Origin of the sequence: Thiohalobacter sp. (assembly GCF_027000115.1) — a bacterium.
Lineage (GTDB): Bacteria > Pseudomonadota > Gammaproteobacteria > Thiohalobacterales > Thiohalobacteraceae > JALTON01.
The window spans coordinates 1-14,283 of sequence record NZ_JALTON010000027.1 but is presented as its reverse complement, the minus strand read 5'-3'; the positions used below and the strand labels follow the sequence as shown (position 1 = coordinate 14,283).

Genomic DNA, 14,283 nt, shown 5'->3' with positions numbered 1-14,283 from the left:
CGCCTCACAGCCCTCAGAACACCAGATTCAGCATCGAAAGTGAAACGACAAGGAACAGCAGCGTCATGATCCCGCCGGCGCGCATGAAGTCGACCACCCGGTAGCCGCCCGGCCCCATGATCAGGGCGTTGACCTGGTGGGTGGGGATCAGGAAGGAGTTGGAGGTGGAGATGGCAACCGTCAGCGCAAACAGCGCCGGATCGGCACCCGCGCCCAGGGCAATGTTCACCGCCAGCGGCACCAGCAGCACAGTGGCGCCGACATTGGACATCACCAGGGTGAAGAAGGTCGCGAGCGCGGCAATCGCCGCCTGGATGACCCACATCGGCATGTGCCCGACCACCGCCAGCGTCTGCTCGGCGATCCAGGCCGCGGTGCCGGTGGTCTCCACCGCCAGCCCCAATGGGATGAGCGAGGCCAGCAGGAACACCGTCTTCCAGCTCACCGCCTTGTAGGCCTCGTCGATGGTAAGCACTCCGGCCAGGATCATCCCCAGCGCACCGGTAAGCAGGGAAACCGACAGCCGCAGGTCACTGAACAGCACCAGCGACAGGGCGATCAAGAAGAACACCAGCGCATGCGGCACCTTGTGCGGACGCAGTTCCTCATGCGGAAACTCGGTGGTCAGTACCACGAAGTTGCGGTCCTTCTGCAGCCGCGCCAGGGTGTCCCAGTGCGTGTGCACCACCAGCACGTCACCCGGTTCGAATGGCAGGTCACGAATACCGGTGCCCTCGCGCAGGGTTTCGCCGCGCCGGTGAATGGCAAGAATGGACAGGCCATAGGTCTTGCGCATCCAGACATCGCGCGCCGACTTGCCAATGAAAGCCGAGCCGGGCGGTATCAGCACCTCGGCGATGCCGGACTTGTTCGGATTGAGCACGTCCTGGAACACGTCGAGCTGTTCGCGGGGCTTGAGGCCGGTCTCCTCGATGAAGAAGTTCAGGCGGTCGTCCGACGCCAGGATACCCAGCGTGGTCCCCGGTTCCACCACCACGTCACGCGCCAGCCCGCCGGGCGCGAGGCGCAGGTTGCCATCGTGGTAGAAGGCGACGATGCGGATGCGGTAGCCGACCTCGATCTCGTCGATGGTCTTCCCGGCCAGCGGACTCTCCGCCGGCACGTCGACCTCGTACACCGCATAGGAAACACCGTAGACCTCCTTGAAATGCGCCATGGTGGAGGTCGCGCTGGTCACGCTCTCCTCACCACCAGCGGCCGGCAGCACGTAACGTCCCGCGAGCACGAAATAGAGGATGCCCGTGGCCACCAGCGCCAGACCGATGGGCGTCACCGAGAACAGGTCGAAGGTGGCCATGTGCTGATCCTCGGGCAGCGCCCGGTTGGAGGTCAGGATCAGGTCGTTGAGCAGAATGAGCGGGCTGGAACCGACCATGGTGACGGTGCCGCCGAGAATGGCGCAGAAACCCATGGGCATCAGCAGCCGCGACAACGGCAGCCCGGTGCGGGCGGAGATGCGGCTGACCACGGGCAGAAACAGGGCCGCGGCACCCACATTCTGCATGAAGCTCGAGATGATGCCCACCGTGCCCGAGATCAGGGGAATCACGCGCTTCTCGGTGGTACCGCCCACCTTGAGAATGAAGGAGGCCACCTGCCCCATCAGCCCGGTCTTGTCCAGGCCGGCCCCGATAATCATCACCGCGATGATGGACATGACCGCGTTACTGGAAAAACCGTCAAACAGGTGGCTGCTGGATACCAGCCCCTGCTCCAGCGCCATCAGCGGCGCGAACAGCTCAGTCAGGCCGAGCAGGACCATGATGGAGATCGCGGCCACATCCACTTCCACAATCTCGAACGCAAACAGGTAGATGGTCAGCAGCAGTATGGCGCAGACCCAGGCAATCTCGACCGTCGGCACCCTGCCGGCCAGCCACACCGCCACCAGGGCAAACACCAGGGCGGCGATCAGGGACTTGGTCGGCTTGATGGGCAATGTCATGGAGACTCCGAGGAAGGGACGAAAGATGCAGCCCCGCAGTTTACTGGCACTTGAAGGACGATGCATCTGCACCTAGCTGTGATCTTCCAGTAGGTTGTTCACTCGGGGTTTACCCGGAGAATTGGAGGTGCGACCCAAACCAATGCTTCGAGGACCCCGAATGAACAGCCATAAAAATGCCCGATTAACCGTCCACGGTCGAGCCCTGCTGGTGAAACGCGTACTGGAAGAAGGACTTCGACCTGCCGAGGCCGCCCAAGCCATGGGCGTCAGCACCCGCACCGTCTACAAATGGCTCCGGCGGTTCCGCGAGGAAGGACCCTCGGGCCTGCAAGACCGCAGCTCCCGTCCTGGAAACTGCCCCCACGCCACGCCGCCGGCGCTCGTCCGGCAGGTGCTCGCCCGGCGCCGGCAGCGTCAGACCTACCGCCAGATCGCCCGGGAACTGGGCATCGGCATGAGCACCGTGGCGCGCCTGCTCAAGGCCGCCGGCCTCCATCGCCTCAGTCATCTCGATCCGCCGCGGCCCGACAACCGCTACGAGCACGCTGCCCCGGGCGACATGCTGCATCTGGACATCAAGCGCCTGGGCCGCTTCCGCCGTCCCGGTCATCGGGTAACCGGCAACCGCCGCCAGGACTCGCCCGGCGCCGGCTGGGAGTACGTCCACGTGGCCATCGATGACCACAGCCGCATCGCCTTCGCCTCGATCCATCCCGACGAGACCGCCCGCAGCGCCTGCCGGGCGCTGCTCAGGGCGGTACGCCACTACGCCGGCCTCGGCATCCGCTTCAGACAGGTCCTTACCGACAATGGCAGCGCCTACCGCTCCCGCGCCTTCCGGCGCCTGTGCCGTCGCCTCGGGCTGCTTCATCGCCGTACCCGGCCCTATACGCCCCGCACCAACGGCAAGGCGGAGCGTTTCATCCAGACCGCCCTGCGCGAGTGGGCCTATGCCCGCGCCTACGATACCTCCGAACAGCGGGCGAGCCATCTCCCCCGCTGGCTCCACCAGTACAACTGGCATCGCCCTCATGCTAGCCTGGACTACCACCCGCCCATCAGCCGGCTGCCAGCTGTGAACAACCTGGTGGGTTTACACACCTAGCCCGCATGTTGCACCAGGGGCTGCGGATGATGGCGGATTTGCAGCCGGGCTCGGGGCGCGCCGGCGCTCAAGCCGTAGCCGTCGCTACGGGCAAGACATCAGAGGGTCGCGAAATAGCGGCGCAGACTGTCGGCAACACTGATCTCGCCACGGCGCACCGCCTCCAGCCACTGACGCCGCCAGGGCCCCAGATGCGGGCGCGCCTCCTCCAGCTCGCGGCGGATGACGGCGGCCAGCGGCCCGCCGCCCTCGACGAAGCCGCTGTCCTCGAAATCGCGCAAGGCGCGCTGCCGGTCGTAGGGCACTCGCCGGACCTCGGCCTGCCAGCGGCCATCGCGCAGCGTGAAGCGGCCATAGGCGGCGCGCACGTCACCATCCATGGGCTGCCCGACCGAGCCGGTGTTGACTACCAGCGTGCCGTTGAAATGACGGTGCAGCGGCTTGTGAGTGTGCGCTCCGATGAACAGGTCGCACGGCGCGCCCAGCTTGCCGGGCAGGTCATCGTCGGGGGTGCGTGCGGAAATGCCGTCCCGGTTGCCCAGCCGCGAGCCATGGGTAATGTGCACCGAGGCCCCGCCCTCGAGGTCCTCCAGGTCGAGATGACCGCGCCAGTCGCGCAGCCGCTCGCGCGCTTCGCCCAGTTCGGCGGCGCACCAGAGGGCGAAGCGGTCGATGTCATAGGTGGGACTGCCGGGATCGGGCGGCGTGTCACTGACCCTGAGCAGGTACTCCTCATGGTTGCCATGCAGACAGACGGCATCCGGACAGGCCGTGTCCAGCAATTCCAGCACCGCGCGGCTGCACGGGCCACGGCTGACCAGGTCACCGTTGACCACGACCCGATCAGGGGACCAGCCGGCCAGGTCCTCCAGCACCGCCTCCAGCGCAGGCACATTGCCGTGCACGTCGGACAGGACCGCCAGACGCATGGCAGCGATCAGTCGGCCGGCGGCAGGGTGGCCAGGATGTCGTCCAGGGTACCGCGCAGGGCCTCGAGCCTGAGGCGCAGGTCCGGATCCACCGCCGGCGCGGCTGCCGTACCACCTGCTGCGGCTTCCAGTTCGCGGATGCGCTTGCGCAGGGCCTCGTTCTCCCGTTCCAGCTCCGCCACCCGCGACTCGTAGCTGCGATAGGTCTCGGCCGCCTCGGCCTCGGCGCGGTCGAGCTCGGCCGCCTTCTCCGCCAGTACCTCGCGCTCGCGCTCAAGCTCGGCAATGCGGGCCTCGTAGTTGCGGTAAGCCTCCGCGGCCTGCCGCGCGGCCTCCCGCTCCAGACTCTCCTTCTCCCGTTCCAGTTGGGCGATGCGTGCCTCGTAGGCCCGATAGGCATCGGCCGCTTCCTTCGAGGCCTCTTCCACCGGGCCGATGTCGGCCATTCTGCCGGCCAGCGACTCGCGCTCGCGCTCCAGCTCGCCGATACGGGCCTCGTAGCTGCGATACGCCTCGGCGGCCTGCTGCGAGGCCTCCTTTTCCAGCGCGGCCTTCTCCCGCTCCAGCTCGGCGATGCGTGCCTCGTAGGCCCGATAGGCATCGGCCGCCTGCGCCGCCGCCGTCGGCTCCGGCGCGGACTCGCCGACCGCCTGCGACCCGGTATCGGCCGGGGCGGCGCCATCCCCCCCTGCCGCCGGCGGCGCCTCCCCGCTCGGAAGCAACGCGGCGAACAGCAGGAAAACCAGCAGCGCCAGGCCCGCCAGCTTCGCCTTGCCGATATTGGATTCTTCGTGCCAGTTGTCCTTCAGCCACGCAATCAGATCCGAAAACATGTGTCGCGCTCCTTTGCCAGCTCGGTATCAGGGAGGAATGACTCAGGCCTTGCGGTAGATCTCCGCGCCGCCCTGCTTGAACTCCACCGCCTTCTCCTCCATGGCCTTCTCCAGCGCCTCGTCCTCGCTCAGGCCCTCGCGGGCGGCGTAGTCGCGCACGTCCTGGGTGATCTTCATGGAGCAGAAGTTGGGACCGCACATGGAACAGAAGTGCGCCACCTTGTGCGCCTCCTTGGGCAGGGTCTGGTCATGGAACTCGCGCGCCCGCTCCGGATCCAGCGACAGGTTGAACTGGTCCTCCCAGCGGAACTCGAAGCGCGCCTTGGACAGCGCATTGTCACGCAGCTGCGCGCCGGGGAAGCCCTTGGCCAGATCGGCGGCGTGGGCGGCGATGCGGTAGGTGACGATGCCATCGCGCACGTCCTGCTTGTCCGGCAGGCCGAGATGTTCCTTAGGGGTGACATAGCAGAGCATGGCGGTACCGTACCAGCCGATGTTGGCGGCACCGATGCCGGAGGTGATGTGGTCGTAGGCCGGGGCAATGTCGGTGACCAGCGGCCCGAGGGTATAGAAGGGCGCCTCGAAGCAGTCGGCCAGCTCCTTGTCCATGTTCTCCTTGACCCTATGCAGCGGCACATGGCCGGGGCCCTCGATCATGACCTGCACGTCATGTTCCCAGGCGATCTTCGTCAGCTCGCCCAGGGTTTCCAGTTCGGCGAACTGGGCACGGTCGTTGGCATCGGCAATGGAACCAGGGCGCAGGCCGTCGCCCAGCGAGAAGGAGACGTCGTAGGCCTTCATGATCTCGCAGATTTCCTCGAAATGGGTATAGAGGAAATTCTCCTTGTGATGGGCAAGGCACCACTTGGCCATGATGGAACCGCCGCGGGAGACGATGCCGGTCACGCGTTCCGCGGTCCAGGGAATGTAGGCCAGGCGCACGCCGGCGTGGATGGTGAAGTAGTCCACCCCCTGCTCGGCCTGCTCGATCAGGGTGTCGCGGAACATCTCCCAGGTCAGTTCCTCGGCCTTGCCGTCGACCTTTTCCAGCGCCTGGTAGATGGGCACGGTGCCGATGGGCATGGGCGCGTTGCGCAGTATCCACTCGCGGGTCTCGTGGATGTTCTTCCCGGTCGAGAGATCCATCAGGGTGTCGCCGCCCCAGCGCGCCGACCACACCATCTTCTCCACCTCTTCCTCGATCGAGGAGGTGACGGCCGAGTTGCCGATGTTGGTGTTGATCTTCACCCGGAAGTTGCGGCCGATGATCATCGGCTCCAGCTCGGGATGGTTGATGTTGGCCGGGATGATGGCGCGGCCGGCGGCCACCTCCTGGCGCACGAACTCGGGCGTGATCTCGTCGGGGATGGCCGCACCCCAGGGCTGACCGCGGTGCTGGCGCAGCAGTTTCTCGTAACGGGGATCGCTCCGCAGTTCCTGCAACCGGCAGTTCTCGCGAATGGCCACGTATTCCATCTCCGGCGTGACGACGCCCTTGCGCGCATAGTGCATCTGGGTCACGTTGCAGCCGGGCCGGGCACGGCGCGGCGCGCGCAGGTGCTCGAAGCGCAGTGCGGCCAGCGCCGGATCGGCCTGGCGGGCGCGCCCGTAGGCCGAGGTCGGACCCTCGAGCTGCTCGGTGTCACCGCGCTCTTCGATCCAGGCGGCGCGCAGCGGCGGCAGGCCCTTGCGCAGATCGATGCGGGCATCCGGGTCGGTGTAGGGTCCGGAAGTGTCATAGACGGGAATGGGCGGATTCGGCTGCTCGCCCCGGGCGCTGGGCGTGGGCGACTGGCTGATCTCGCGCATGCCGACCCGAAGGTCCGGACGCGAACCCCGCACGAAGATCTTGCGCGAGTTGGGAAAGGGTCGGGTGACTGCCTCGGAAAGCCGTGCAGTCTTCTCGAGAAATTCGTCCGGGATGGCGCTCATGGGGTCGTCCCTCTGCTGGTGATCGCGGATGGCGGGGCGTGAGTGCGCGGGACGAATGGCAGCCGGATTCGACATTCCCTGCGCCGGCATGATCCGGATCAGGTTCCAAGGGTCTCTCTCAGCCCCGCGCGGGGCACCCCCAGCCGATCGGCCAACAATAGGGCATGGCCCCGGCCGTTGCAAGCAAAGCGCACGAAACCCTCTGATCGCCGGGTATTTTTGTGCCGGCCACCCCCCATCGCGAACTTGCCTGCGGCGCGGCAAGCCCTTACCCTTGGCCCATCCGCAGGAGCCCCGGGGAGACAGCATCCATGGCGCAGACGGCCACCGCCTTCGATTTCGAAAAGGCCCGCTTCAACATGATCGAGCAACAGATCCGGCCCTGGGAGGTGCTGGACCAGCGCGTGCTCGACGTGATCGCTGCCACGCCCCGCGAGGATTTCGTGCCCGCCCGCTACCGCAATTCGCTGGCCTTCGCCGACATCGCCCTGCCCATAGGCCATGACCAGGTCATGATGCCGCCGAAGCTGGAGGGCCGGCTGCTGCAATCGCTTACCCTGGCACCCACCGACCGCGTGCTGGAGATCGGCACCGGCAGCGGCTACCTGACCGCCTGCCTGGCGCATCTGGCGGGCGAGGTACATTCGGTGGACCTGTACGAGGACTTCACCGCCGGCGCCGGCGAACGGCTGGCCGCGCATGGCATCCGCAACGTGGCGCTGCAGACCGCAGACGCCGCGCTCGGCTGGAACGAGGACCGCGGCTTCGATGCCATCGCCGTGACCGGCTCGCTGCCGCTGTTGCACAAGGGCTTCCACAAGGCACTGAAGATCGGCGGCCGGCTGTTTGTCATCGTCGGCCATCCGCCGGTGATGGAAGCGCTGCGCATCACCCGCGTCGGCGACAACCAGTGGGCCACCGAGAGTCTGTTCGACACCGCGATACCGCCGCTGGTCGGCGCGCCCGACCGCGAAGCCTTCGACCTGTGAACATGCGCCAGTTCAGCCCGGCCGAGCTCAAGGCGCACCTGGAGGCGAGTACAGACCCCCCGCTGCTGCTCGACGTGCGCGAACCCTGGGAGTTCGAGGTCTGCCGCATCGAGGGCTCGGAACTGGTTCCCATGCGCCAGGTGCCCGAACGGGCCGCAGACCTCGACCCGGAACGCGAGACGGTGGTCATCTGTCACCATGGTGTCCGCAGCTACCAGGTTGCGCTGTTTCTGGAACGGCAGTTCGGGTTCTCCAATGTCATCAACCTCGCCGGCGGCGTCGCCGCCTGGGCCCGCGACCTCGACCCACAGATGCCGACCTACTGACTCCGCGAGACCCCGCATGAAGCTGCCCCTGCTGCGCAAGACCCTGCTCGTCGCCCTGCTGGGCGGCACGTTCTCGCCGGTGGCCGCCGAAGGCCTGGGCGACGTCTACCGCCTTGCCGCCGAGACCGACCCGGGCCTGGCCGCCGCCGACGCCGCGCGCCGCGCCGCGCTGGAGGCCGAGCCGCAGGCACGCGCCCTGCTGCTGCCCAGCGTGGCCCTGTCCGGAAGCTACACCCGCAACAGCTACGACCCGCGCAATCCCGCACCGGGCCAGAAGACCAGCTACTCCACCAACCAGAGTTATGGCCTGTCGCTCAGCCAGCCGATCTATCGCCATGACCGCTTCGTGGCGCTGGCCCAGGCCGGCGAACAGGTTGCCCAGGCCGAGGCCGAGTATGCCGCGGCCGAGCAGGAACTGATGGTGCGGGTGGCGGAGCGCTACTTTGCCGTCCTCGGCGCGCAGGACGACCTGGAGTTCGCACAGGCGGAAAAGGCAGCCATTGCGCGCCAGCACGAACAGGCCCAGCAGCGTTTCGAGGTGGGCCTTATCGCCGTCACCGACGTGCAGGAGGCCCAGGCCCGCTACGACCTCGCGGTCGCCCAGGAAATCGCCGCGCGCGACCGGCTGGACTCGGCCCGCGACGCCCTGCGCGAGGTTCTGGGCACGCTGCCGGCGGCACTGGACGTGCTGGCGCCGCCGCTCGACCTGGTCCCGCCCGAACCCGACTCGGCGGACGCCTGGGTGCAACGCGCCCTGGCCGACAATCTGGGGCTGCGCGCGGCGCGCGCGGCCGTGGCCATCGCCCGCCAGGAGATCCGGCGCCAGCGCGCAGGCCACCTGCCAACGGTCGATCTCACCGCCAGCTATACCTATCAGGATCTCAACTTCGGCGGCATTGCGGCCATCGAACGCAACGACGGCAGCATCGGTCTGTCGCTCAACGTGCCGCTCTATCAGGGCGGGCTGGTGAGTTCGCGCACCCGTGCTGCCGGCCATCGCCTGGTCGAGGCCCAGCAGCAACTGGAGGCCCGGAACCGCACCGTGGCGCGTCAGGCACGGGACGCCTATCGCGGGGTGGTCACCGGCATCGCCCGGGTCCGGGCGCTGGCACAGGCGCTGAAGTCGTCCGAGACCGCGCTGGAGGCCGCCGAAACCGGCTTCGAGGTCGGCACCCGGACAATCGTCGACGTACTCAATGCCCAGCGTGAACGCTACCGTGCCGAGCGTGACCTGCAGCGAGCACGCTACGATTACATGCTGAACAGCCTGCGTCTGAAGCAGGCCGCCGGCGCCCTGGCGCCCACCGACATGGAAGCGCTCGATCGCTGGCTGAGGCCGGCGGGCTGATCCGGACCGGGAAGAGCGCCACGGACGCCACTGAAGGCACGGACGGAAAACAGGCCGCAGGCGCGTGGCCACAGGCATCCTTGCTGCAGCCCGTATGACGCGCAGCGGACAAACGCGCCCGGTACGGCGAGCGAAGTCCGCAATCTGGAAAGTATTCGAAGCCGCCCGGATTGTGACCTTCGGCCCCATCGGGGGCTACGACACGCCTGATCACCGTTCTGCATGGAAGAGGCGTGCGGGCCGAGCGCCCACCGACAGGAGGAGGAACCACCCATGCTGGACATCGGCCAGCGCGAACTGCCGAGCTTCGACCGCCCCATGGATCTGCTGCGCGCCTGCCACATGCGCATGCTCACCAACTGCGCAACACTGGAAAGACTGGCGAGTCACTTGCAGGAAAAGGGCGTGGACGGCCAGGCGCGCGACGCGGCGCGCAACGTCTACACCTATTTCACCACCGCGGCACCCCTGCACCACCAGGACGAGGAGGTCGACGTCTACCCGGCGCTGGCCGCCGCCGCACCCAACCTGAAACCGGTGATCGAGACCCTGGAACGCGAGCACCTGCAGCTTGAACAGGCCTGGGACGCAATCGCGGACGGCCTCGCCAACCCCACCCGCATTGGCGACACCGAGGTCTTCGCCCGTCATGTCGACACCTTCTGCAGCGCCTACCGCGACCACATCCGCCGCGAGGAACAGCACCTGTTCATGCCGGCCGGCCACCTGCTCGACGCGCAGCGGCTGCAACAGATCGGCACCGCCATGGCGCGGCGGCGCAACGTCAAGCTTCCGGACGCGAGCAGCAGCGCCTGAACCGCAGGATTCGCGAGCAACAGCCGCGAACCCGTCGGGAAAACACAAAAAGCGCCATGGAACCCACAGAATCCGCGAAGGGGAAAAGTGCGCGTACGTTGTGGCACGGAAACCTCCCGTGGATACAGTGGATTCCGTGGCCATCCCCCCACCGTGAACTTTCGCGCACTGCGCAGGGCCGGCTCAGGCCCTCCCCAGCAGACCCTCGACCCACGCCAGCAGCCGGTCGCGCGCGCCGCGATTGGCAGCCACCACCTCGGCGCCGCGCTCGCCCACCGCATTGCGTTCGGTCACGTCGCTGAACAACACCCGCAGCCGCTCGGCCAGCGAGTCGGCATCCTGCACCTCGAAGGCGGCGCCGGCCTCCAGCAACAGGCGCGAGATCTCGGCGCTGTTGAAGCGATGCGGCCCGAACAGCACCGGTCGGCCGAGCGCGGCCGGCTCCAGGGGGTTGTGCCCGCCGACCGGCACCAGGGTGCCACCGACAAAGGCGAGATCACCCGCGGCATAGAGCAGCGGCAGCTCGCCCATGGTGTCGCCCAGATGAACCTGCGTGTCGCGCGTCACCGGCGCCTGCGCGCTGCGGCGCGCGACCTGCCAGCCCCCACCCTGCAGTCGCTCCGCGACCGAGTCGAAGCGCTCGGGGTGACGCGGCACCAGCACCAGCAGCGCATCGGGGTGGCGCTGTAGCAGGCGCCGATGCGCGGCCAGGATCTCCTCCTCCTCGCCCTCGTGGGTACTGCCGGCCACCCAGACGGGGCGATCACGCCCCCAGGCCGCGCGCAGCCCCTCGGCCTGCTCGCGCAGGCTGGCGGGGAAACCGACATCGAACTTGGTATTGCCCAGCACCTGCAGGACATCGGGAGACGCCCCCAGCGCCCGGAAGCGGTCGGCGTCGGCCTGCGACTGGGCGGCGATGCCGGCGAGGCAGCGCAAGGTATCCCGGGTCAGACCGGCAAGGCGCCGGTAGCCGCGGGCAGAGCGTGCCGAGAGCCGGGCGTTGGCCAGAATCACCGGGATCCCGCGCGCGGCCGTGGCCGCGAACAGGTTGGGCCAGATCTCGGTTTCCATCACCAGCCCCAACCGCGGCTGCACGGCATCGAGAAAGCGTGCCACCGCGCCCGGCAGGTCATAAGGCAGATAGCGATGTCGCACCCGATCGCCGAACAGCAGCCGCACCCGCTCGCACCCCGTCGGCGTGGTGGTGGTGATCAGGACCGGCAGCTCGGGATGGCGTTCGAGCAGCGCCCGCACAATGGGCTCGGCGGCCTGCACCTCGCCCACCGACACGGCGTGTATCCACAGCGGTCGCCCCGGCAGGGCCGGACCCCGGCCCAGACGCTCGCCCCAGCGCTGCCGGTAGGCGGGTGCGCGCAGGCTGCGCCAGGTCAGCCGCGCAAACACCAGCGGTAGCGCCAGATAGAGGATCAGCGTGTACAGGCGGCGCATGCCGGCCAGGCACTCAGTCGCGGTTGAGCCATTCCATGTACCGCGCGACGCCCTCCTCCACGGTCAGAAAGGGGCGTTCGTAACCGGCATGCCGGAGGCTGGAGATGTCCGCCTCGGTGAAGCTCTGGTACCGCCCCTTGAGGTGTTCCGGGAAGGGGATGTACTCGATTTCGCCACGCCCGTGCCAGGCAATCACCGCGCGTGCGACATCGTTGAAGGTCTGGCTGCGCCCGGTGCCGACATTGAAAATACCGGATTTTTCCGGATGATCGAGGAACCAGAGATTGACGTCCACCGCATCGCCCACGTATATGAAGTCACGCCGCTGTTCGCCGTCCGGGTAACCATCGCTGCCCTCGAACAGGCGTACCCGGCCCTGTTCAAGGATCTGGTTGTTGAAGTGGAAGGCCACGCTGGCCATGGCACCCTTGTGCTGTTCACGTGGGCCATAGACGTTGAAGTAGCGGAAACCGGCCACCTGTATTTCAAGCCGGGGCAGCAGGCGGCGAACGTACTGGTCGAACTGGAACTTGGAGAAGCCGTAGACGTTGAGCGGCGCCTCGTGTTCGCGCGCCTCGCGAAACACGGTACCCGCACCGTAGACCGAAGCAGAGGATGCATACAGGAAGGCCGCCCCTGCCTTCTCGCAGAAGTGCAGCAGCGACTTCGAGTATTCGTAATTGTTGTCCATCATGTAGCGCCCGTCCCACTCGGTGGTCGCGGAACAGGCGCCCTCATGGAACACGGCGTCCACGCGACCGAAGTCCTGGCCATGGCGCACGCGTTCGATGAAGTCACGGTAGTCGAGATAGTCGGCGATCTCGCAGTCGACCAGATTGACGAACTTGGTGCCGTCGGTGAGGTCGTCGACGACGACGACATCCCGCTCGCCGCGGTCGTTCAGGGCCTTGACGATGTTGGATCCGATGAAGCCGGCGCCGCCGGTAACGATAATCATGGCAATGGTTCAACCCTTGTATGCACCGGAAAATCCTGCCGAGCGAACAATCATGATGGGCACGGCGTCATGCGCCTTTGCCCATACTACACAACCGCATCCCAGCCGAGGAATACTCTCCTCACGCCTCACTCCTCACTCCGCATGCCTTCCTTCAATGCCTCGATGATGGCGGTCGTGGATACACCCTCGACAAAGTCCAGCACCACCACCTCGCCACCTGCCGCCTCCACGCACTCGTGGCCGGCGATCTCCTCGGGGCGGTAGTCGCCGCCCTTGACCAGCACGTCCGGCGCCATGTCGCAGATCAGCCGCCGCGGCGTATCCTCGGAAAAGGGCACCACCCAGTCCACGCACTCCAGTGCTGCCAGCACCGCCATGCGCCGGTCGACGGAATTCACGGGACGCCCCTCGCCCTTGAGCCTGCGCACCGAGTCGTCGTCGTTGACGGCGACGATCAGGCGGTCGCCCAGTCGGCGGGCCTCGTTGAGATATTGCACATGACCCGCGTGCAGGATATCGAAGCAGCCATTGGTCATCACGATGCGCTCGCCATGGGCGCGGGCGTCGGCCACCGCGATCGCGAGCTGGGCTTCGCTCATCACCCCGCGTCCCGCCTCCTGCGCCTGGGCCAGCGCACGGCGCACCTCGTGCAGGCTGGCAGCAGCCGTGCCCAGCTTGCCGACCACGATACCGGCTGCCAGATTGGCCAGCGCCGTGGCGGACTCGACCGGCATGCCGGCGGCCAGGCCCGTGGCCAGCGCGGCGATCACGGTATCCCCGGCACCGGTGACGTCGAACACCTCGCGCGCCTGGGTGGGCAGATGGAACTCCGGCTGGCCCTCACGCAGCAGGGTCATGCCGGCCTCGCCGCGCGTGACCAGCAGCCCACCCAGCTGGTGCTCACGGATCAACGCCTGCCCACGCTCGACCAGGGCGGCCTCGTCCGGGCAGGTTCCCACCACAGCCTCGAACTCGGCCAGGTTGGGGGTGATCAGGCTGGCGCCGGCATAGGCGGAGAAATCGTTGCGCTTGGGATCGACCAGCACCGGCACGCCTGCCTCGCGCGCCAGCGCGATCAGCTCGCGCAGGGGCGCCAGCGTGCCCTTGCCGTAGTCGGACAGCACCAGCGCGCCACAGCCGGGCAGCCGGGCGCGGACCCGATCGAGCAGCGCTTCGTGATCGAAATCACCCAGCGAGCCCTCGAAGTCGAGCCGGATGAGCTGCTGGTGGCGGCTGATGACCCGCAGCTTGGTCACTGTGGGGCGATCCGGCAGCCGCAGACAGTCGCACTCGACACCGGCGGCGCGCAGGCGCTGGTCCAGGGTATCCGCGGCCTCGTCGTCGCCGGTCACGCCCACCAGGGTGGGCCGGCCGCCCAGCGCAGCCATGTTCAGGGCCACGTTGCCCGCCCCGCCCGGACGCTCCTCGCTCCCCGAGACATGCACTACGGGCACCGGCGCCTCCGGGGAAATGCGCGAGGTCGCACCATGCCAGTAGCGGTCGAGCATGAGATCGCCCACCACCAGCACGCGGGCATCGCCGAATTCGGGGAGTTCCAGCTTCATGGACAGGATCGGGGGTATCCGGGACCAGCGGGGGATGATAACAGTTGGCAGGGGGCGTGGG

The 14,283-nt window shown here is 67.5% G+C and carries 12 protein-coding genes and 1 riboswitch; of the genes, 5 read left to right on the top strand and 7 right to left on the bottom strand.

Going from position 1 to position 14,283, the window contains the following annotated elements:
* Positions 1-13: 13 nt before the first annotated feature.
* Complete coding sequence (locus tag MVF76_RS03895) at positions 14-1,966, bottom strand: SLC13 family permease (RefSeq protein WP_297527483.1); 1,953 nt, start codon at positions 1,964-1,966, stop codon at positions 14-16.
* A 160-nt stretch (positions 1,967-2,126) separates the two neighbouring features.
* Between MVF76_RS03895 and MVF76_RS03890 the strand changes: the two genes are divergently transcribed.
* On the top strand, positions 2,127-3,074 hold the full coding sequence (locus tag MVF76_RS03890; protein ID WP_297527482.1) for an IS481 family transposase: 948 nt from the start codon (positions 2,127-2,129) through the stop codon (positions 3,072-3,074).
* A 98-nt stretch (positions 3,075-3,172) separates the two neighbouring features.
* Here the strand turns inward: MVF76_RS03890 and MVF76_RS03885 are convergent, their stop codons facing one another.
* The 3 genes from MVF76_RS03885 to thiC are packed head-to-tail and all read right to left on the bottom strand — an operon-like array spanning position 3,173 to position 6,768.
* Positions 3,173-4,003: a metallophosphoesterase family protein gene (locus tag MVF76_RS03885; RefSeq protein WP_297527481.1), complete on the bottom strand. Its 831-nt coding sequence runs from the start codon at positions 4,001-4,003 to the stop codon at positions 3,173-3,175.
* An 8-nt stretch (positions 4,004-4,011) separates the two neighbouring features.
* Positions 4,012-4,836: a hypothetical protein gene (locus MVF76_RS03880; protein WP_297527480.1), complete on the bottom strand. Its 825-nt coding sequence runs from the start codon at positions 4,834-4,836 to the stop codon at positions 4,012-4,014.
* Positions 4,837-4,878: 42 nt separating this feature from the next.
* Entirely contained in the window at positions 4,879-6,768 is a 1,890-nt protein-coding gene (gene thiC, locus MVF76_RS03875) for a phosphomethylpyrimidine synthase ThiC (RefSeq protein WP_297527479.1), read from the bottom strand.
* Positions 6,769-6,825: 57 nt separating this feature from the next.
* Positions 6,826-6,919, bottom strand: a riboswitch (TPP riboswitch).
* Between the two features lie 160 nt (positions 6,920-7,079).
* Between thiC and MVF76_RS03870 the strand changes: the two genes are divergently transcribed.
* The 4 genes from MVF76_RS03870 (at position 7,080) to MVF76_RS03855 (ending at position 10,247) form a co-directional block, all read left to right on the top strand.
* Positions 7,080-7,757, top strand: coding sequence for a protein-L-isoaspartate O-methyltransferase family protein (locus MVF76_RS03870; protein ID WP_297527478.1), 678 nt, complete (start codon positions 7,080-7,082; stop codon positions 7,755-7,757).
* Between the two features lie 2 nt (positions 7,758-7,759).
* A complete protein-coding gene (locus tag MVF76_RS03865; RefSeq protein ID WP_297527477.1) occupies positions 7,760-8,083 on the top strand; it encodes a rhodanese-like domain-containing protein in 324 nt (107 codons plus the stop codon).
* A gap of 16 nt (positions 8,084-8,099) precedes the next feature.
* Positions 8,100-9,431 carry a TolC family outer membrane protein gene (locus tag MVF76_RS03860; RefSeq protein WP_297527476.1) on the top strand — a complete coding sequence of 444 codons (1,332 nt, stop codon included), beginning with the start codon at positions 8,100-8,102 and terminating at the stop codon, positions 9,429-9,431.
* Between the two features lie 273 nt (positions 9,432-9,704).
* Positions 9,705-10,247, top strand: a complete 543-nt coding sequence (locus MVF76_RS03855) for a hemerythrin domain-containing protein (protein WP_297527475.1) — start codon at positions 9,705-9,707, stop codon at positions 10,245-10,247.
* A 183-nt stretch (positions 10,248-10,430) separates the two neighbouring features.
* Here MVF76_RS03855 and waaA read toward each other — a convergent pair whose 3' ends face one another.
* The 3 genes from waaA to hldE all read right to left on the bottom strand — a co-directional run bounded on the left by waaA (position 10,431) and on the right by hldE (position 14,222).
* Positions 10,431-11,696 carry a lipid IV(A) 3-deoxy-D-manno-octulosonic acid transferase gene (gene waaA / locus MVF76_RS03850; protein WP_297527474.1) on the bottom strand — a complete coding sequence of 422 codons (1,266 nt, stop codon included), beginning with the start codon at positions 11,694-11,696 and terminating at the stop codon, positions 10,431-10,433.
* 13 nt (positions 11,697-11,709) lie between these two features.
* Positions 11,710-12,654 (bottom strand): ADP-glyceromanno-heptose 6-epimerase, encoded by a 945-nt coding sequence (rfaD, locus tag MVF76_RS03845; protein ID WP_297527473.1) that lies wholly within the window; start codon positions 12,652-12,654, stop codon positions 11,710-11,712.
* 128 nt (positions 12,655-12,782) lie between these two features.
* The gene (gene hldE, locus MVF76_RS03840) at positions 12,783-14,222 is read right to left on the bottom strand and encodes a bifunctional D-glycero-beta-D-manno-heptose-7-phosphate kinase/D-glycero-beta-D-manno-heptose 1-phosphate adenylyltransferase HldE (RefSeq protein ID WP_297527472.1); all 1,440 of its coding nucleotides are present in this window, start codon (positions 14,220-14,222) and stop codon (positions 12,783-12,785) included.
* Positions 14,223-14,283: the final 61 nt, after the last annotated feature.